This window comes from Croceibacterium salegens (assembly GCF_009827435.1).
In the GTDB taxonomy this organism is placed as follows: Bacteria; Pseudomonadota; Alphaproteobacteria; order Sphingomonadales; family Sphingomonadaceae; genus Croceibacterium_B; species Croceibacterium_B salegens.
The window spans coordinates 21,551-41,519 of sequence record NZ_WTYM01000063.1 but is presented as its reverse complement, the minus strand read 5'-3'; the positions used below and the strand labels follow the sequence as shown (position 1 = coordinate 41,519).

At 66.3% G+C, this 19,969-nt stretch carries 16 protein-coding genes; 7 read left to right on the top strand and 9 right to left on the bottom strand.

Going from position 1 to position 19,969, the window contains the following annotated elements; all coding sequences use genetic code 11:
- The first annotated feature begins 110 nt into the window (after positions 1-110).
- The 7 genes from GRI89_RS17640 (at position 111) to GRI89_RS18135 (ending at position 8,597) form a co-directional block, all read left to right on the top strand.
- Positions 111-2,096, top strand: a complete 1,986-nt coding sequence (locus GRI89_RS17640) for a hypothetical protein (RefSeq protein ID WP_159798391.1) — start codon at positions 111-113, stop codon at positions 2,094-2,096.
- Positions 2,097-2,183: 87 nt separating this feature from the next.
- Positions 2,184-3,857, top strand: coding sequence for an energy-dependent translational throttle protein EttA (gene ettA / locus GRI89_RS17635; protein WP_159798389.1), 1,674 nt, complete (start codon positions 2,184-2,186; stop codon positions 3,855-3,857).
- A 332-nt stretch (positions 3,858-4,189) separates the two neighbouring features.
- On the top strand, positions 4,190-4,516 hold the full coding sequence (locus GRI89_RS17630; RefSeq protein ID WP_159798387.1) for a hypothetical protein: 327 nt from the start codon (positions 4,190-4,192) through the stop codon (positions 4,514-4,516).
- Positions 4,517-4,693: 177 nt separating this feature from the next.
- The gene (locus GRI89_RS17625) at positions 4,694-5,779 is read left to right on the top strand and encodes a PA0069 family radical SAM protein (protein WP_159798385.1); all 1,086 of its coding nucleotides are present in this window, start codon (positions 4,694-4,696) and stop codon (positions 5,777-5,779) included.
- Positions 5,780-5,815: 36 nt separating this feature from the next.
- Positions 5,816-7,348, top strand: a complete 1,533-nt coding sequence (locus GRI89_RS17620) for a carotenoid oxygenase family protein (RefSeq protein ID WP_159798383.1) — start codon at positions 5,816-5,818, stop codon at positions 7,346-7,348.
- A 55-nt stretch (positions 7,349-7,403) separates the two neighbouring features.
- Positions 7,404-7,697 (top strand): hypothetical protein, encoded by a 294-nt coding sequence (locus tag GRI89_RS18140; RefSeq protein WP_235913557.1) that lies wholly within the window; start codon positions 7,404-7,406, stop codon positions 7,695-7,697.
- Positions 7,698-7,760: 63 nt separating this feature from the next.
- Positions 7,761-8,597 carry an alpha/beta hydrolase gene (locus tag GRI89_RS18135; protein ID WP_328598330.1) on the top strand — a complete coding sequence of 279 codons (837 nt, stop codon included), beginning with the start codon at positions 7,761-7,763 and terminating at the stop codon, positions 8,595-8,597.
- On the opposite strand, the gene GRI89_RS17610 is transcribed toward GRI89_RS18135, so the two are convergent.
- The 9 genes from GRI89_RS17610 to GRI89_RS17570 all read right to left on the bottom strand — a co-directional run bounded on the left by GRI89_RS17610 (position 8,598) and on the right by GRI89_RS17570 (position 19,885).
- On the bottom strand, positions 8,598-9,644 hold the full coding sequence (locus tag GRI89_RS17610; protein ID WP_159798381.1) for an aromatic ring-hydroxylating dioxygenase subunit alpha: 1,047 nt from the start codon (positions 9,642-9,644) through the stop codon (positions 8,598-8,600). It lies immediately after the preceding gene.
- Positions 9,645-9,702: 58 nt separating this feature from the next.
- Positions 9,703-9,903, bottom strand: a complete 201-nt coding sequence (locus GRI89_RS17605) for a hypothetical protein (RefSeq protein WP_159798379.1) — start codon at positions 9,901-9,903, stop codon at positions 9,703-9,705.
- 48 nt (positions 9,904-9,951) lie between these two features.
- Positions 9,952-13,422 carry a DNA polymerase III subunit alpha gene (gene dnaE, locus GRI89_RS17600; protein WP_159798377.1) on the bottom strand — a complete coding sequence of 1,157 codons (3,471 nt, stop codon included), beginning with the start codon at positions 13,420-13,422 and terminating at the stop codon, positions 9,952-9,954.
- 75 nt (positions 13,423-13,497) lie between these two features.
- A complete protein-coding gene (locus tag GRI89_RS17595; protein ID WP_159798375.1) occupies positions 13,498-14,019 on the bottom strand; it encodes a hypothetical protein in 522 nt (173 codons plus the stop codon).
- Between the two features lie 99 nt (positions 14,020-14,118).
- Positions 14,119-14,793 carry an ABC transporter ATP-binding protein gene (locus tag GRI89_RS17590; protein WP_159798372.1) on the bottom strand — a complete coding sequence of 225 codons (675 nt, stop codon included), beginning with the start codon at positions 14,791-14,793 and terminating at the stop codon, positions 14,119-14,121.
- A complete protein-coding gene (locus GRI89_RS17585; RefSeq protein WP_159798370.1) occupies positions 14,786-16,027 on the bottom strand; it encodes a lipoprotein-releasing ABC transporter permease subunit in 1,242 nt (413 codons plus the stop codon). The genes GRI89_RS17590 and GRI89_RS17585 overlap by 8 nt, the downstream gene beginning before the upstream one ends.
- Positions 16,028-16,115: 88 nt before the next feature.
- A complete protein-coding gene (locus GRI89_RS17580; protein WP_235913555.1) occupies positions 16,116-17,615 on the bottom strand; it encodes an amidohydrolase family protein in 1,500 nt (499 codons plus the stop codon).
- Between the two features lie 81 nt (positions 17,616-17,696).
- On the bottom strand, positions 17,697-19,046 hold the full coding sequence (locus tag GRI89_RS17575) for an aldehyde dehydrogenase family protein (RefSeq protein ID WP_159798368.1): 1,350 nt from the start codon (positions 19,044-19,046) through the stop codon (positions 17,697-17,699).
- 86 nt (positions 19,047-19,132) lie between these two features.
- Complete coding sequence (locus GRI89_RS17570; protein ID WP_159798366.1) at positions 19,133-19,885, bottom strand: SDR family NAD(P)-dependent oxidoreductase; 753 nt, start codon at positions 19,883-19,885, stop codon at positions 19,133-19,135.
- Positions 19,886-19,969: the final 84 nt, after the last annotated feature.

Below are 19,969 nucleotides of genomic sequence, written 5' to 3'. Positions count from 1 at the left end.
GGGGGACGGTTTTGCATCGAGACTCCCGAGCGCTAGCGAAGGGCCGCCCGCAGGATTTGTATAGCAAACCCACCCTTGCGGCCCCGCCCGCTATCCGGCAACCAAGCGCAATGGACGGGCCGGAGGCGACGCACATCGAAATGCCGCAGTTGCGGCTTTCGCTTGGCGTCACCGGACATCGCGCCGGTCACGAGACTTTCGGAAAGGTTCGCGAACGGGTCGATGCGACGATCGAGAGCGTCCTCTGCCAGATAGACGCCGCGCTGGACGAAATCTCCGCGGAGGAGCCCGAGGCTCGCTTTGCCCCGGTCAGGCTGCACAGCCTGCTCGCGGACGGCACAGATTCCGACATCTCGCTCAAGGCGCTCGAACACGGTTACGAACTGGTCGCCTCACTGCCCTACGGGCGCCGCCTGAACCGGGCGATCAATTCTAGTCCTGCATCGGTGGCGGAGGCGCGCGACCTGCTTGAAGGCGGCGAAGGCGAACAGACCAGGACCCGGGAACATTCGCGCAAGATCCGAGAGCTTAGCGACAGGGCGCGGATCTTCGGCCTGGCCGATGCCGACGAGCTGATTGCCGAGCTGTTCCTGACGACGCTCGAACGGCCTGACGATCACGTTGCGCGGCGCGCCTTCGTCGGCGAGAGCTCGCGCCGCGTCGGGCTCGCCGGGCGCGTGATGATCGAGCAGTCCGACCTGATTGTGGCAGTGTGGGACGGTGCCAGTACCGCGCTCGAAGGTGGAACCGGGCACACAATCCTCGTCGCGCTCGATCTTGGGGTGCCGGTACTATGGATCGACGTGTCCGAGCCAGACGGCTGGCGCATGCTGCGGATGCCCGAGGATCTCGCGGCGCGAGGCGCCGTGCTCGGCGAAGTAGAGCGCGCCGCGATCATGCGCGGCTTCGTTCGCGATATTTTCGCCCTGCCGGGCATCGGGCACTTCGGGCCGCTCGGTAACGAGCGCTGGTACGCCGGGTCGACGCGCTTCGCTCACGCCTATCGCCGGGTCGAGGCCCTGTTCGGAGAGGCAAGCTGGAGCCGGCGGCTGCGCAGTCTCAAGCAGACCTACGAAACGCCCGACGAGATCCCCGGGGGCACCGGCGCCGGTGTCATGGCCGCGGCGCGGGACCTGCCTGGCGCCGATCCGGCCATGGCCCAGAGGATCAGCACGCGCATCCTGCGCCGCTTCGCCTGGGCCGACGGCATCGGCGACCGCTTGTCCGACGCCTACCGAGGCGGCATGACAATCAGCTTCCTGCTGTCCGCCTTCGCCATCGTCGGCGGCATTTCCTACATGCCGTTCGGACCGCCCGTGGAAAAATGGCACTTTGCTCTATTCGAGTTCCTGCTCCTCGGCTCGATCCTGCTGATCATCGGATACGGCCAGCGCCGGCACCTGCATACGCGGTGGTTCGAGACACGTCGCGTGGCGGAGTACCTCCGCCACGCCTCGCTCCTGCTACTGCTCGGCGTGGCGCGGCCCGCTGGCCGTTGGCCTGAGGACCAACGGGCGAGCTGGCCGGAAGTGTTCGTGCGCCAGTCCCTGCGCGAAGTCGGCCTGCCGCACATGACGATGACCCGCGAATACCTGCGCGAATACCTCGCCGGGCCGCTGCTCGAACATGCGCGCAGCCAGGCCGCATATCACAACGGCAAGGCCGCCCGTCTCTCCGGAGTACACCACCGCCTCGACCACCTCGCCAACCGGCTGTTCCAGCTTGCCATCGGCTCGGTTGCGATTTTCCTCACGCTGCGCACCGGACAGTCCTTCGGGCTGGTCGATGCCCACCTCGTGGAGAAATCCTCCAAGGTCTTCACCCTGCTCGGAGTCGCCCTGCCGACCTTTGGTGCCGGGCTCGCGGGCATCCGCTATTTCGGCGACTTCCAACGCTTCGGCGAAATTTCGGAAGCTACGGCGGGCAAGCTGGAAGCGATCGCCGACCGCGCCGAAAAGCTCCTCGCCGGGCCGGTCGAGCGGCTCGACTACGGCCAGGTCGCCGACCTCGCCCGCGCCACAGACGAGGCGGTGATCGCCGAACTCGAGAGCTGGCAATCGGTATTCCGCGGCAAGACGGTGGCGGTGCCGGTCTAGTCGCGCGGCTGAGTGGGCGCTTGCTCCCTCGCCCCGCAAAGCCTATCTGCGCGCCAACTCCGAAAACCCGAGATTCCAAGGACGACAATGGCCGCCCAGTACGCATACGTCATGAAGAGCATGACGAAGACCTTCCCCGGCGCGCAGAAGCCGGTGCTCAGCAACATCAACCTGCAGTTCTACCAGGGCGCCAAGATCGGCATCGTCGGTCCCAACGGCGCGGGCAAGTCGACGCTGATCAAGATCATGGCCGGGATCGACACTGATTTCACCGGCGAAGCCTGGGCGGGCGAGAACATCACCGTCGGCTACCTCGAGCAGGAACCCGAACTCGACCCGACCAAGACCGTGCTAGAAAACGTCAAGGAAGGCGCGCGCGAGACCGCCGACCTCGTCGACCGCTACAACGCCATCGCCGCCGAGATGGCCGAGCCGGACGCCGACTTCGAGAAACTCGGCGACGAGATGGCCGAGCTGCAGACCAAGATCGACGCGGTCGACGGCTGGACGCTCGACAATCAGCTCGAGATCGCCATGGAAGCCCTGCGCTGCCCGCCCGGCGACATCGGCGTCGAGACGCTGTCGGGCGGCGAAAAGCGTCGCGTGGCGCTGACCCGGCTGCTGATCCAGAAGCCCTCGATCCTGCTGCTCGACGAGCCGACCAACCACCTCGATGCAGAGAGCGTCGAGTGGCTCGAAAACCACCTCAAGGAATATGCCGGCGCGGTGCTGATGATCACCCACGACCGCTACTTCCTCGACAACGTCGTCGGCTGGATCCTCGAACTCGACCGCGGCTCGTACTACCCCTACGAGGGCAACTACTCGACCTACCTCGAGAAGAAGGCCAAGCGCCTCGGCCAGGAAGAGCGCGAGGAAAGTGGCCGCCAGAAGGCGCTCAGCCGCGAACTCGAATGGATCCGCCAGACGCCGAGCGCGCGGCAGACCAAGTCCAAGGCGCGTATCCGCAAGTTCGAGGAACTGCAGGAGGCGCAGAAGGACCGCAAGCCGGGCAAGGCGCAGATCGTCATCCAGGTGCCCGAGCGGCTCGGCGGCAAGGTCATCGAGGCAAAGAACCTCACCAAGGCCTATGGCGACAAGCTGTTGTTCGAGGACCTCAGCTTCATCCTTCCGCCCGGCGGCATCGTCGGCGTGATCGGGCCCAACGGCGCGGGCAAATCGACGCTGTTCAAGATCATCACCGGGCAGGAAGAGCCGGATTCGGGCTCGATCTCGATCGGCGAGACGGTGCGTCTCGGCTACGTTGACCAGAGCCGCGACCACCTGAACCCGAAGAACAACGTCTGGGAGGAAATCTCCGACGGGCTCGACTACATGAAGGTCAACGGCAACGACACCAGCACCCGCGCCTATGTCGGGGCGTTCAACTTCAAGGGCGCGGACCAGCAGAAGAACGTCGGCAAGCTATCGGGCGGTGAGCGCAACCGCGTGCACATGGCCAAGATGCTCAAGCAGGGCGGCAACGTCCTGCTGCTCGACGAACCGACCAACGACCTCGACGTCGAAACCCTGGGCGCGCTTGAAGACGCGATCGAGAACTTCGCCGGCTGCGCCGTGGTCATCAGCCACGACCGCTTCTTCCTCGACCGCCTCGCGACGCACATCCTGGCGTTCGAAGGCAACAGCCACGTCGAGTGGTTCGAAGGGAACTTCGAGTCCTATGAAGAGGACAAGCGGCGCAGGCTTGGCGATGCAGCGGACCGGCCGACGAGGTTGGCGTACAAGAAGCTGACGCGGTAACTTTTGCTATTCGGGTCGTGAGCGGAATGGCTGCTTGCGACCCAATTGCGGAAGTTCACAGTAATACTTGTAAGGTAGTGCTCTGCCGGTCCGAAAGAACCGGCAGGTCCAATCGCTGCCACCTCGACTGCGAGGTTGATGCGGAAGGGGTGGAGTTTTCCTCCAGGACTCTGTCAGATATGTCAGCTGCCGCGCTGGCGGTGGGCGGGTGAACGGCCCTGCGCCCATGCCGGATTGATGCCGCAACAGCCGCCTCACCGATTGCTCAGGTGGCGCTCATGACTTGCCGCGCGGTGCCGTCCACGGTCGGGCTCCCCGAGAGGAGTACGGACATGACGAGCAATCCCGCCACCCCCTATCGCGCCTGGAGCGCGTGGATCCCGCTGCTGATGTCGGGCACGGCGCTTTCGCTGCTGCTGGTCTATCTCGCGACCGGTCCGCACGCGCCCTACATGGTTGTCGAGAACGGCGTCCCGCGGCCCGACGAGAGCGCCACGGCGCGGCTCTGGCAATTGCTGATGGTGCTGCAACTGCCGGTCATGGGCTGGTTCGCCTTCCGCTGGCTGCCGCGGCATCCGCGGCGGGCGGTGGCGATCCTCGCCATGCAGGCGCTGGCGATCGTCGTCGCGGCGGTGCCGGTCTACTTGCTGGAGCATTGATCGGCCCCGCCCTCTTTTGTCACCCCGGACTTGTTCCGGGGCAGGGCTTGTTCTTCCCGGCACGACGCGAACGAAAAAGGAAGCACTGCCCCTGACAGGTGTCCTTTGGACAGCTTCGCTTCCCGGGGTGCCTAAGTGGTAGTGGCGACTCGCTTATGTTCATGCTATGTTCCATCTATGGAACAGCGCAAGGAGCCGGCGGTGAATGGCCGCGGCGCCCAATCGGGCGCGGTACCGCAGCGCTTCGGGCTGGCGGAACGCGAGGCCGACGGCGACTGGAAGGATTTCGTCGCCACGCTCGACGGTGAGCCGCCGAAGTTGCGCACCACGGTGGTCGAGGAGCATCCCAAGACCATCGTCACCTTCAACCAGTCGCCCGACGTCGGCTTCGACCGCTCGATCAATGCCTATCGCGGCTGCGAGCACGGCTGTGTCTACTGCTATGCCCGCCCGACCCACGCCTACCACGACCTCTCGCCCGGGCTCGACTTCGAGACCAGGCTGTTCGCCAAGCCCGATGCGGCGAAGCTGCTGCGCGAGACCTTCGCCCGGCCGCGCTACCAGCCGAAGTGGATCGCGATGGGGACCAACACCGATCCCTACCAGCCGATAGAGGGCCGCTACCGCATCACCCGGCAGGTGCTCGAAGTGTGCCTCGAGACGCGGCATCCGGTGACGATCACCACCAAGTCCGACCGGGTCTTGCAGGACCTCGACCTGCTCACCGAACTGGCGAAGCACAACCTCGTCGCGGTGGCGATCTCGGTCACAACGCTCGACCCCAAGCTCTCGGGCAAGCTCGAACCGCGCGCCGCCGCCCCGGCCAAGCGCATCGCCGCCCTCGCCCGGCTGGTCGAGGCGGGCATTCCCAACCACTGCTCGGTCTCGCCGATCATCCCGGCGATCACCGACGAGTTCATGGAGGGCATCGTCGCCAGGGCGGGCGAGATCGGCGTGGCCAGCGCCGGGTGGATCCCGCTGCGCCTGCCGCACGAGGTCGCCCCGCTGTTCCGCGAATGGCTCGCGGTCCATTTCCCCGAGCGCGGGGACAAGGTCATGAACATCGTCCGCTCTATCCGCGGCGGTCGCGACAACGACCCGGACTTCTTCACCCGCATGAAGCCGAGCGGGGTCTGGGCCGACCTGTTCCGCGCCCGCTTCAACCTCGCCTGCAAGCGCGCCGGGATCGGCAAGGCGCGGTTCGAGCTCGACGCCAGCCAGTTCATCCGGCCCGAAGCGGGCGGGCAGTTGCGCTTGCTCTAGCGCGCGCTAACCTGACCACCGGAGAGGAGCCATGCGATGAGCTTCGATTTCAGCGGAGACCCCTTCGCCAGCGGCTTCTGGACCCCGACGCGGTTCGAGGCCGACCTGCACGATTGCGAGGTCGAGGGCGAGATCCCCGAGGGGATCGACGGCACCTTCTACCGCGCCGCCATCGACCGCCGCTATCCGCCGCGCCATCCGCTCGACATCCCCTATAACGCCGACGGGGCGATCGACATGTTCCGCATCCGCGGCAGGCGCTGCGACTTCCGCACCCGCTACGTCCGCACCCCCCGCTATGTCGCCGAACGCAAGGCGCGGCGCGCGCTGTTCGGGGCCTATCGCAACCGATCGACCAACGACCTGGCGGCGGACGACCTGTCGATGAACACCGCCAACACCACCCCGATCGTGTTCGGCGGGAACCTGCTCGCGCTCAAGGAATCGAGCCCGCCGATGCGGATGGACCCGCACACGCTGGAGACTTTCGAGGAGTACGACTTCGGCGGGCGGATGACCGCGGAAAGCTTTACCGCGCACCCCAAGATCGACCCGCAGACCGGCGAGATGCTGGCCTTCAGCTACGAGGCGCGCGGCGACCTGTCGGACGACCTCGCGATCCACTTCTTCAAGCCCGATGGCACGCTCGAACGCACGGTCTGGGTCAAGGCTCCGGTCGTCTCGATGATGCACGACTGGGCGATCACCGAGGAGCACGTGGTGCTGCCGACCACCGGCATGGTGACGAGCCGCGAGCGGCTCGAGGCCGGGCAGAACCACTGGGCCTACGACCCCAGCGTCCCCGCTTACGTCGGCATCATGCCGCGCGACGGCGAGGCGAAGGACATGCGCTGGTTCCGGGGACCGCCCGACCGCGCGATGATGGTCCACACCACCAACGCGCGCACCGTGGGCGACAAGGTCATCCTCGACGCGCCCTGCGCGCGCGGCAACTTCAACCCGCAGTTCCCCAACCTCGACGGCGGCAGCTTCGATTTTGATGCGCGCAAGAACACCATCCGTCGCTGGACCTTCGACCTCGTTTCGTCCTCCGACACCTGGGAGGAGGAGATCCTGTTCGAAGGCGTGACTCCGACCAGCTTCACCCGGATGGACGACCGCTTCCTGACGCGGGACTTCCGCTGGAGCTTCAACCTGCTCCACGACCCCGGCTTCGCCTTCGAAAACAGCCGCACCCGCGTGCCGATGCAGGACAACTGGAACGCCTGGTACCGCTTCGACCACCACGGCGGCGGCATCGACCGGTTCAGCGCCGGGCCGACGCACGAGTTGTTCGAGGCGCAGTTCGTGCCCCGCAGCGCCAGCGCTCCGGAAGGCGACGGCTGGCTGGTCGGCGTCGCCAACGACTACGCCGAACTGACGAGCGAACTGGTCATCGCCGACGCCCACCACCTCGCCGATGGCCCGGTGGCGCGGGTCAAGCTGCCCTTCCGCCTGCACATGCAGGTCCACGGTTGGTGGGTTCCCTCGGACGTGCTGCCGTTCGAGTTCGGGCGGGACTACGATTACCGTGGGCAGGACTACGGGCCCGCGGTGCGGATACCTTGACCAAGACGGAACCACGTCTATCGTAACGCCCGTTAGTTTTGGGAGAAAATAACAGATGCGCCTTCGCTCGCTCGGCCTGTGTGCCGCGTTCGCCGTTGTTCCGTTCGCAGCCCAGGCCCAGCAGGCCGACGCCGCCAAGTCGTGCGAGCCGCAGGGGATGTTCGCCCCGGCGCCGACCTACAAGACGGTCGAAGTGCTGCCCGACAGCCGCGTCACCTTCCGCATCTGCGCCCCGCACGCCAGCGAGGTGAAGGTCACCAGCAACGACATCGACGAGGCGATCCCGATGGGCTTCGCGCCGGGCTCGGTTCGCGGGCTGGTGATGAGCAAGGACGATACCGGCCTGTGAACCGCGACCACCGCCATCCCCGTTCCGGCCGACAACTACCGCTTCGCCTTCACGGTGGACGGGGTGAAGACCCCAAACCCGCAGGGCACCACCTATTCGGAAGAGCGCTTCGGCACCAACTCGACCTTCGAGGTCCCCGGCGCGGCGGGCGATTTCCAGGCGTGGCAGGCGAACATCCCGCACGGCGTCGTCAGCGAGCTCGAATACTGGTCGGAACCGCTCGGCGTGAAGCGCCGGGCGCACGTCTACACCCCGCCGGGCTACATGAAGGACGGCAAGTCCTACCCGGTGCTCTACCTCGTCCATGGCGCGGGGGATTCGGACGACAGCTGGACCAGCGTCGGCCATACCCAGAACATCCTCGACAACCTCATCGCCGCCGGAAAGGCGCAGCCGATGATCATCGTCATGCCGGCCGGCCATACCCCCGACCGGCCCGGCGCCAACATGCTCGCCAACTCCGATTTCGGCGACGACCTGATCAAGGTGCTGATCCCCTACGTCGACAGCAATTACCGCACGCTGGCGGATGCCGATCACCGCGCCATGGCCGGCCTGTCGATGGGAGGCGCGCATACCATCAATTTCGGCCTGCCCCACCCCGAGCTGTTCCACTACATCGGCATCTTCTCGATGGGCCTCGGCATGAACAACGACATGGACCAGGTCACCCAGTACGAGACCGCCAACGATGCCGCGCTGAAGCAGGGCGCGGGGGCGATGAAGCTGGTCTACTACGCCATGGGCAAGGACGACTTCCTTTACGGAACCGTCGCCCCGACGCGGGGGATGCTCGACAAGTACGGCATCAAGCACGTCTACAACGAGAGCCCCGGGGGTCACACGTGGATCAACTGGCGGCGCTACCTCACCGACTTCGCGCCGAGACTTTTCAAGTAGTCAGGCCGCCGCGGCCCGGGCCTCTGCCTCCTCGGCGGCGAGACGCTGGACCAGCCGGTTGAACAGCGTCACGCCCTTGTCGTGAGCGGTCGGCATCACCGGCCGCTCCGGATCGCGGGCGATGACCTTCTGCTGCGCCTCGATCATCGTCTTGTCCTCGCCGAAGGCCCGGTCGGCGAGCGCCATCATGCCGTCGCGCATCGCCTCGTCGCCGTACTTGCAGTGCGGGCCCCAGCTGAAGAAGTAGCGCGCCGTACCCTCGCCGGTCGGGGTCACCGCCTGGCTGGTGAAGTTGAGCCCGGCGATCGCGTCGAGCTTTTCCGGTGGCGAATGGCCCAGCGCCTTCGCTGTGCCCGGCGGATAGTTTGCACTCCACATCAGGAGCACGCCGGGGATGAGGAAATCGTAGGTCTGCCACGAATCGAGCGGCACATCCGACTTCCTCATCGCCGCACCAAAGGTGCCCTCCAGCCAGCGCTCGTACCGGATGCCGCGCGGCAGGGGCGTGATCCTGGGCAGGCTGCCGGCGAATTCCGGCCCGGTGCCGAAGCTCTGCGCGTGGACGTAGCTGAGGTGGCTGAAGTCGAGCAGGTTGTCGTTGATCAGCCGCGCTTCGGCCTCGTAATCGAGGAACCCGTGCCCGAGGATGTAGTCGGGATCGTCGTATCCGACCGCCGGCGGGACCAGCGCCTCATCGGCCAGCGCCGGATCGCCCATCCACACCCAAACCCACGAATGCTTCGCCAGAGCCGGATAGGTCTTCACCCGCGCGGTCGGCGGGATCAGCTCCTGCCCCGGTATCTCGACGCAACGGCCGTCGGCGTCGAAGCGCAACCCGTGGTACATGCAGCGCAGGCTGGCGCCCTCGCAGCGCCCCAGCGAGAGCGGCGCGTGGCGGTGGACGCAGCGGTCCTCCATCGCAACCAGCTTTTCACCCGCGCGCCAGAGCACGATCGGCTCGCCTAGGATGGACATCGCGGCCGGCGCGTCCGCAGGGAGGTCCTGCTCCCAGGCGGCGACGTACCAGGCATTGCGAACGTAGGTCATTCCGGCTCCTCCGAAGCCGAGCTTCGGACTCCGCCGGGGCGAGGTCAATGCCCGTTGGTCAGCGCATCAGCGCCGAGATGCCGAAGCTGAGGCCCGTGCCGACCACGAAGAGCATCCACGACCAGTAGAAGCCGACGCCTTCGATGTGGAAGTGGCGCACGTTGAGGATGCCGCCGGTTCCTCCGCCCGAGCCGATGAACAGGCTGACGATGAACGACAGCGCTGCACCGAGGACGATCGATTTGAGCAGGTCCCACATGATGCAAAACATGCACCATCGAGGTTAACGGGTTCCTAGGGGAAGAGGTTACGCGACCAGCCGCAGGTTCGCGGCGCCCTTGCGCGGGGTCAGCGAGACGTTTTCAAGGCCGTCGACAAGCGCGAGCCGATCGACCAGTTCGCCGTCGAGCTCGAAGTCGCGGCCGAGGCGGACCAGCGGCTCCTGCGGCTCGCCGATGTGCAGCCGGGCGAGGACTTCACCGCGCCCTTCCGCGCCATCGCTCAGAGCCATGCGCAGTTGGGTCAACGCCTCGGCGGTGAGCACGTCGAGCGTCAGCAACATGCGCGCATCGGCCCGCGCTTCGGACAGCGGGCGCGCGCCGCGCACGGTCACGCGCGGCGGCTCGTCGGGACTCGGCGCGTCGAGTTCGACGTTGAGCAGCACGCAGGTGCCCTCCGCCGCCCAGCGCTGGAAGCTGTCGACCAGGCTTTCCTCGAAGCAGGCGGCGCTGAACTGACCCGAATTGTCGGAGAAGTCGGCGCGCACGAACTCGCCGCCGCGACGGGTGCGGCCCTTGCTCACACCTTCGACCATCGCCGCCATCACACCAGGCATGCGCCCGCCACCGGGCACACCGGCTTCCATCAGGCTGGCGAAGGTCCGCGCGCCGTTGGCGATCGCCACGCTGCGGAACTGCTCGACCGGGTGGGCTGCGAAATAGAAGCCGAAGTTCTCGCGCTCGGCGGCCATCTGCTCCGATCGCGTCCACGGCTCGGCCGGAGCGAGCCGCAGCGAAGGTTCCGCATGGTCCTCGCCGCCGAACAGCCCGTGCTGGCCGCTCTCGCGCTCGCGCATAGCCGCGTCGGCGACGCCCAGCAGAAGCTCGGCGTTCTCGAGGATCATGTGGCGGTTGGGTTCGAGGCTGTCGAAGGCCCCGGCGCTGCCCAGCCCTTCGAGCTGTCGGCGGTTCATCGCGCCCGGCGGCATGCGGCGGAACACGTCCTCGAGGCTTTCGAACGGCCCGGCCTTGCCGCGCTCCTCGACCACCGCGTCCATCGCCTTCTCGCCGACGTTCTTGATGCCGGCGAGGCCGTAGCGCACGGCGTGGCCAGTCTCGGTCTGCTCGACGGTGAACTCGGCTTCGGACTTGTTGATGTCGGGGCCGAGCAGGACCTTGCCGTTGCGTCGCAGGTCGTCGACGAACACCGCCAGCTTGTCCGACTGGTGCATGTCGAAGCACATCGATGCGGCGTAGAATTCTTCCGGGTAATGCGTCTTGAGCCAGGCGGTCTGGTAGCTGAGCAGCGCGTAGGCGGCGGCGTGCGACTTGTTGAAGCCGTAGCCGGCGAACTTGTCGATCAAGTCGAACAGCTCGTTGGCCTTGCGCGCGTCGATGCCCGAGACTTCCTTGCAGCCGTCGACGAAGCGCTGGCGCTGGGCGTCCATTTCCGACTGAACCTTCTTGCCCATGGCACGGCGCAGCAGGTCGGCGTCGCCGAGCGAGTAGCCGGCGAGGATCTGCGCGGCCTGCATGACCTGTTCCTGGTAGACGAAGATGCCGTAGGTCTCGGCGAGGATGCCTTCCAGCTTGGGGTGCGGGTACTCGATCGCCGCCTCGCCGTTCTTGCGCTTGCCGAACAGCGGGATGTTGTCCATCGGGCCCGGCCGATAGAGCGAGACGAGCGCGATGATGTCGCCGAAGTTGGTCGGCTTCACCGCGCTGAGCGTGCGGCGCATGCCCTCGGATTCCAGCTGGAACACCCCGACCGTGTCGCCGCGCTTGAGCAGGTCGTAGACCTTGGGGTCGTCCCACTCGAGCGTGTCGAGATCGATCGCCACGCCGCGCCGGGCGAGCAGGTCGACCGCCTTGCGCAGCACCGACAGGGTCTTGAGGCCGAGGAAGTCGAACTTGACCAGCCCGGTATCCTCGACCGTCTTCATGTCGAACTGCGTCACCGGCATGTCCGAGCGCGGATCGCGGTAGAGCGGGACGAGCTGCGCCAGCGGACGGTCGCCGATCACCACGCCGGCGGCGTGGGTCGAGCTGTTGCGGGGAAAGCCTTCGAGCTGCATCGCCAGGTCGATTAGGCGGTGAACCTCGTCGTCGTTGTCGTACTCGCGCTTGAACTCGCTCACGCCATTGAGCGCGCGGGGCAGCGTCCACGGGTCGGTCGGGTGGTTGGGCACCATCTTGCAGAGACGGTCGACGTGGCCGTAGCTCATCTGCAGGATGCGGCCGGTATCGCGCAGCACGGCGCGGGCCTTGAGCTTGCCGAAGGTGATGATCTGCGCGACGTGGTCGTCGCCGTACTTCGCCTGCACGTAGCGGATCACCTCGCCGCGGCGGGTTTCGCAGAAGTCGATATCGAAGTCCGGCATCGAGACGCGTTCGGGGTTGAGGAAGCGTTCGAACAGCAGGCCCAGCCTGATCGGGTCGAGGTCGGTGATCGTCAGCGACCATGCGACTAGCGAGCCCGCGCCCGAGCCGCGCCCCGGGCCCACCGGGATGCCCTGCGACTTGGCCCACTTGATGAAGTCGGCGACGATCAGGAAGTAACCGGGAAAGCCCATCCCCACGATGACGTCGATCTCGAATTCGAGCCGGTCGGAATAGACCTTGAGGTCCTCCTCGGACATCTCGCCGTACTTCTCGAGCCGCGCGGCGAGGCCCTTGCGGGCGTCCTCGGCGAGCATCCTGGCCTCGCCTTCGAGGTCGCCGGCGAGGCTCGGCAGGATCGGCTTGCGCTTGGGCGGAGCGAAGGCGCAGCGCTGGGCGACGACCAGCGTATTGCGCACCGCTTCGGGCAGGTCGTCGAAGGTCTCGGCCATCATCTCGGCCGACTTGACCCACGCCTCGGGGTTCGAGCGCGGCCGCTCGGCGCTGTCGAGGTGGGTCGAATTGGCAATGCACAGCATGGCGTCGTGCGCGGCGTGCATGTGCGGCTCGCCGAAATTGGAGGGGTTGGTGGCGACGAGCGGCAGGTCCATCGCGTAGGCCAGCTCGACCAGCCCGTCCTCCGCTGCCGTTTCCGCCGCGTTGCCGCGCCGCGCGAGCTCGACATAGAGCCGCCCCGGGAAAAGTGTGGCGAGCCGTGCGGCCATCTTCCGCGCCGCGTCTTCCCTACCGTCGGCGAGCAGCCGGGTCAGCGCGCCTTCGGCCGCCCCGGTCAGCGCGATCAGCCCGTCGGTGTGTCCTTCGAGGTCATCCAGCGCGACGTGCGGTTCGAGTTCCAGCGGCCGGTCGAGGTGGGCGCTGCTGACGAGGTGGCACAGGTTGTTCCATCCAGCCTCGTCCTGCGCGTAGAGCGGCAGGTAGTCGATCGCCCCGCCCGCTTCCCGAGCCACGCCGAGCAGCGCGCCGACGATGGGCTGGATGCCCTCGCCGATCGCCGCGCCGGCGAAATAGGGCGCGCCGTAAAGGCCGTTGCGGTCGGCAATGGCGATGGCTGGAAACCCGCGCGACTTGGCCAGCCGCGCAATCGCCTTGGGATCGATCGCCCCTTCGAGCATCGAGTAGCTCGACAGCACGCGCAGGGGGACGAAGGGCGAATAGGGCATGCCAGGGAAGCTAGGGCGGCAGGGCCTGATTCGAAAGGGCGACGGCCGCGATTATGCCCCGCCCAATCGCCGCGTTCAGCCCGGCACGTGCGGGCGGTAGGTGAAGTCGAACGTCGTCACCCAGGTCGCGCCGTCATCGCCCGAGAACTCGCCGTGCTGGCGCACCGCGCCGCCGCCGAGTTTCAAGTAGGTCATGCGGGTCAGCCCGTCCTCGCCGTTCGGGCCCGAGGCAGCCCACCAGCCGGTCAGTCTGAGCCCGCCTTCGACCGGGCCGCCTTCGAACTGGACCACCCCGCCGCCGGAGCCGATCCACGTCTGGTGCCAGCGCTTGGTCGAAGGGTCGTAGCCCGACAGGCTCCCGCCACCGGGATTGCTCAGCGGCATCCAGTTCTCGCGGATCGCGCAGCCGCCGTAGAGCTTCTCGATCCTGCTGTGCGCCACCAGCTTCTGCGGATTGGCCGCGGGATAGACGTCCCAGTCGCCGACCCAGAAATCGAGCGCCCCGAACTCGGGCCCGGCGCACGGCGGTGGCGGCGCGGGAGCCGGGGTGGCGCTGGCGGCCTGGGCGAAAAGCAGGGCTGCGGCGATCGAGAGCATGGCGAAGTCCCCCTTTACCGGACAGCCTCGCCAACACTGGCGCCGAGTCAATGTGCCGGTGGGACGAAACGGCATTTCCGTCCGACCGGCTGCTTCGCGCTATTCGAGAACGCCCTCGTGGAGGCGGACGATGCGGTCCATCTTCAAGGCCAGCCGCTCGTTGTGCGTGGCGACCAGCGCCGCGCTTCCGGCGCCGCGCACCAGTTGAAGGAACTGGTCGAGCACTTTGTCCGCGGTATGCTCATCGAGGTTGCCGGTCGGCTCGTCGGCCAGCACCAGCTTGGGCTTGTTCGCAAGGGCGCGGGCCACCGCGACGCGCTGCTGCTCGCCGCCCGAAAGCTGGCTCGGCCGGTGGGTGAGCCGTTCGCCGAGACCGAGCGCGCCGAGCAGTTCCTCGGCCCGCGCGACCGCGACCTCACGATCCTTCCCGGCCACCAGTTGCGGGAGGACGACGTTCTCGGTCGCGTTGAAATCCTGCAGCAGGTGATGAAACTGGTAGACGAAGCCGAGATGGTTGCGGCGCAGGGTCGTGCGCTCCGTGCTCGAGAGCTTGGTCGCGTCGGTGCCGACGATCTCGATGGTACCGCCGAACCCGCCTTCGAGCAGGCCGACCGCCTGAAGCATGGTCGACTTGCCCGAACCCGACGGGCCGAGCAGCGCGACGATCTCGCCGGGCGCGATGACCATGTCGATCCCGCGCAGCACGTCGATCCGCGCCCCGCCCTGCTCGAAGCTACGGGTCAGGTTGGTGAGTCGAACGACTGGATTACTCATAGCGAAGCACCTGCACCGGATCGGTGCTTGCCGCCTTGCGCGCCGGGTAGATCGTGGCGAGGAAGCTCAGGACCAGCGCCAGCACGACGATGGCGGTAACTTCCTTGGGATCGGTCTTAGCCGGCAAGGTGGTTAGGAAGCGGATCGAGGGGTCCCACAGGTTGACGCCGGTGACGATCTCTATCCCGCGCAGGATCGGCTGGCGGAAGATTAGCACGAGTGCGCCGAGCACCAGACCGGCGAAAGTACCGACGGCACCGATGGTGAAACCGACGGTGATGAAGATCTTGAGCAGCGACTTCCGCGTCGCCCCCATGGTGCGCATGATGGCGATGTCGCGCATCTTCGAGCGGACCAGCATGATCAGGCTGGAGAGGATGTTGAACACCGCCACCAGCACGATGATCGAGAGCACGAAGAACATCGCCGTGCGCTCGATCTCCAGCGCCTCGAACAGGCTCGAATTGATCGACTTCCAGTCGTTGATCACCGCCCGGCCCTGGACCTTTCTCGCCAGCGGAGTGAGCGTCTCGCGCACGGTGTCGGGATCGTCGGTCTTCACCTCGATCATCTGGATGGAATCGCCCCACAGCATCAGCGTCTGGGCGTTGGCGATCGGCATGACGACGAAGGCCTTGTCGTAGTCGTAGACGCCGATTTCGAAGATCGCGGTGACGGTGTAGCCGACCTGTCTCGGGACGGTGCCGAAGGGTGTGGAACGCCCCTGAGGGTTGATGATCGTGATCGTGTCGCCTAGCCGCAGGCCGAGGTTCATCGCCAGCCGCGATCCGATGGCGACGTTCTGTTCGCCGACCTTGAGCGAGGCAAGGTCGCCCTGCAGGACTTGCGGCGCGATCCGGTTGATGTCTGCCTGCGTGTTACCGCGAACGATAACGGCTTCGGCGCGGCCGTTGAATGTGGCCAGCAGCGGCACTTCGATCAGCGGGCTGGCGCGGACAACGCCGGGCGTCTCGCGCGCTTCCTTTAGGACATCCTGCCAGCCATCGAGCCGGTTGTCGTAGCCCTGGATAATCGCGTGACCGTTGAGCCCGACGATCTTGTCGAGCAGCTCCGCGCGGAAGCCGTTCATCACGCTCATCACGATGACCAGAGCGGCGACACCGAGCATGACCGCGGCGAGCGAAATGCCGGCGACCAGCGCAATGAACGCCTCACCACGGCCGGGCAGCATGTAGCGCTTGGCGATGGTCCATTCGAAGGGGGAAAGGATCAAGCGGAGGCCTCTTCGGCTTATCGGATGCGGCTGCGTCTACGGGGCGGAACATTGCCCTGCAATGAAAAAGCCGAGGCCAATCCCCGCTTCAATATCGGCCGTAGGCGCCCTGCACCGTGGCGAGCAGCTTTTCGGGATCGTAACCGACGCCGTCCTTGAACACTGTCACCACGTTCTCGATGTCCTCGATCCGGCTCGACGGGTCACCCGAGACCAGCACCAAGTCGGCATTCTTGCCGGCGGCGATCGAGCCGATGCGATCGTCAACGCCGAGGTAGGTGGCACCGTTGAGCGTGCCGACCTTGATGGCCTGCACCGGGGTGAGCCCGGCCTGCACGAGCAACTCGATCGCCCGCTGGTCGCCGAACCCGGCGATGACGTCGCCCCAGCCGGTCGGGTCGGGGCCGGCCATGAGCAGGCCGCCGGCGTCGAAGAATTCCTTCTCCAGCGCGAGCTCACGCTGCCACATGGCATTGCTGTGAGCCGTCACGGCCGGATCCTCGATCTGCCGCCCATAGAGCTGCAAGAGGTATTCCTCGCGCACTTCCGGGCTCATCACCGCCACCTGCCGGGGAGTGCGAAGACGGTATTCGGGAGCGTAGGCCAGCTCGAACAGGGCAAGCGTCGATGTCATGGCCACCCTGTTGTCGATGAGCAGCTTGATCAGCGCTTTCGCGTCTTCGCCGCCCGGCTCCATCGCCAGCAGGGTCTCTTCGCCGTTCGTGCGCGGGCAGACATCCGGCACTTTGTCCGCTTGCAACTGCGTGTTGTACCAGAAGCCGTGCTCGATGCTGTCGATCCCGGCTGCGATGGCATCGGGATAGGTCACGGCGCAAAGGTGGGCGGCGAACTTTCGGCCCAGCTTGTGCGCTTCTTCGACGCCTGCCTTGAGGTCGGCCAGCGGGATGTCCTTGTGCGCCTTGAACGAGGTCATGCCGACGCCGGCCCAGTAGTCGACCAGCCGCCGAGCTTCGTCGGGTCCGGAGAGATGGTGCATCGGGAATGCCTGCGAATGCGCACCCTGAAGGTACGGCCCCGTGATATCCATGTGCGGCCCGGGCAATTCGCCCGCGTCGATCGCCTGCTTCATATTCAGGTCGACATAGGCTTCGAGCGCGCCGGTCGTGCGCAGCGTCGTCACCCCCGCCGCCAGAGACAGCCGCGGGGTGGAGAAGATCATCTCGTCGGTGAGCTTCGGCTGGTCGTAGCCCTCTTCCGAGAGGTTGGGCAGGACCATGCGGAACTGGTGGTCGTGCATCCCGACAATGCCGGGAATGAGGCTGTGACCGGTGCCGTCGATGGTCGCGTAGCCTGCCGGGAGCGCTGAACTCGCAGGCTGGACCGCCGCGATCTTCCCGCCGTCGAGCAGGACGGTCATATCGCTTTGTGCCGGTCCACCGGTGCCGTCGATCACCCTGACATGGATGATGGCGATCTTGCCCGCGGGTTGCTTGACGAAGGGCTGTACCCGCGGCCCGGGCGCGGCGGGAGGCGGCAGCAGGGCCGCACCGAGATCGAACGGCTCTTGCGCCATGGCGGCGCCGGCCCACATGCCGCATGCGGCCAGCGCAACTATCTGCTTTTTCATGTGTCCCCCACGTTGCCCGGGGAGAACCTTACGGATGCGGGGGCGGAATGACAGTATAAACTGCCTCCGCCCCGGCAGGTCCTACTGGTGCACGTAGACCGCGCGTTCGTGGCTGAAGGCCTTGAACCCGAAGTAGCCGTGGTAGCTGCCGATCCCGCTGGCGTTGACGCCGCCGAACGGCAGGCGGTTTTCGAGGTAGTGCGAGAACACGCCGTTCACGGTCACGCCGCCCGACGATGTGCGCTTGAGCACCTTGTCGACATTCTCCTCGTCGGGGCTGAACACATAAAGCGCCAGCGGCTTGTCGCGCGCTTCGATGTAGCCGATCGCCTGGTCGATGCTGTCGTAGGTCATGACCGGCAGCAGCGGGGCGAAGATCTCTTCCTGCAGGATGGTCATCTGCGGGGTGACGTCGGTCAGCATGGTCGGGTGGACGGTCAGGCTGTCTTCCTCGAAGGTCCCGCCTACCGCCACGGTCGCGCCCTTTTCGACGGCATCGTCGAAGAGACCCTTCACGCGCTTGAAGTTGCCCTCGTTGACGACCTGCGCGATGGCTTCCTTCCTGATCGCGCCGTTCTCGTCGTAGAGGTTCTTCTGCACGTTGGACTTGAAGGCTTCGACCAGGCGGCCCTTCTCGGACTCCTTCACGAACACATAATCGGGACAGATGCAGGCCTGTCCGCCGTTGAACTGTTTGGCCCCGGCGAGCGCGGCGCCGATCGCCTCGACGTTGGCGCCCTCGTCGATGATCACCGGCGACTTGCCGCCGAGCTCGAGCGTGACGCTGGCGAGGTTCTTGGCCGCCGCGGCCATCACGATCTTGCCGACCCGGGTGCTGCCGGTGAAGAAGATATGGCTGAACGGCAGGTCGAGCAGCGCCTCGGCAACGCTGACATCGCCTTCGAACACCGCCGCCTCGTTCTCCTCGAACACTTCCTCGACGATGGTCTTGGCGATGCTCGCTGTCGACGGGCACAGGTCGGTCAGCTTGAGAATGCAGCAGTTGCCGGCGGCGACCGCGGCGGCGAGCGGGCCGAAGGTCAGGCCGAGCGGGAAGTTCCACGGGCCAAGCACCAGGCACACGCCGCGCGCTTCGTGGACGATCATCGCCTTGTCGTTGGGATTGTTGGTCGGGGTGACCATTGTCGGCTTCATCCACTCCTCGACGCTGTCGATGTTGAGCTGGATATTGTTGACCACGTTCATCACCTCGGTGACGCGAATCTCGCCTTCGGGCTTGCGGGTGTCGGCCTGCACCGCCGCGACGATGTCGTCGGCATGCGCCTCGACGGCGGCCTTGAGCTTCTGCAGCTTGGCCTTGCGCTCGGCGGCGCTGCTCGCCTTCACGTCCCACTGGTGTTCCTGCTGCAGGGCGAAGACGCGCTTGATCTCGCCGGAAAGATCGGCGGCGGTCGGCATGGTGGTAGACATCGGAACTCCCAATATCGGACAAGTTGAGTTTGTCCGGTCAGATAGGCCCTCGCCCAGCGTGCGGCAAGGATTGCCCTGCGTCCGATTCAATCGGCCAGGGGTTCCGCCTCCATCGCCCGCTGGAAATCCTCTTCCCCGATGCTCAGGTCGCGCCCGGCGAAATCCTCCGCGCCGTGCGAGCAGAGCCAGCGGATCGCGCGCGCGGGCGCTTCGGGGCGGGCGAGAAGCGAGCGGTCGGTGGGGAGGATTTCCTCGAACAGGCGGCTCTCGCGCGCCGAGGTCTGCATGTCGGTATCGACGATGCCGGGTTCGAAGCAGAACACGCGCACGCCCTTGTCGGCCAGTTCGACGTGGAGGCCGCGGCTAGCCATCGAGATCCCTGCCTTGGAAATGCAGTAGGGCACCATGTTGGGCACTGCGAAACGCGCCGCGCCCGAACTGATGCTGACGATCGTGCCGCCGCCGCTTCCGGCCATAAGCATTGCAGCATGGCGGGCCCATTCGACCGCCGCGAGCAAGTTGATCTCGAACATCGTCCGCAAGGCATTCGCATCGGCTTCGTGCAGGCGCTGCATCGGCTCCGCGACGGCCGCGTTGTTGACGAGGACGTCGCATCCTCCGGCGAGCAGGCCTTCCATGGCGACCAAATCGCGCACGTCGAAAGCGTGGCCGGTGGCGGCAACACCGTCGAGCCGGGCCGCGGCGGCAGCGACGTTCGCTTCCGAGGTGCCAGTGAAATGGACGTCAGCCCCGGCCCGAGACAGCTCGACGACCGTGGCGAAGCCGATGCCGCGCGTTCCCCCGGTCACGATCGCCCGCTTGCCCGTCAGTTCACCCATTCGCGGCCTCCTCCTGTCGCGTGTATCCCTTGGCACGTCGCAAGCGCCAGGGACAGCGCCTGCCGTATCGCGCGGATTCGCACG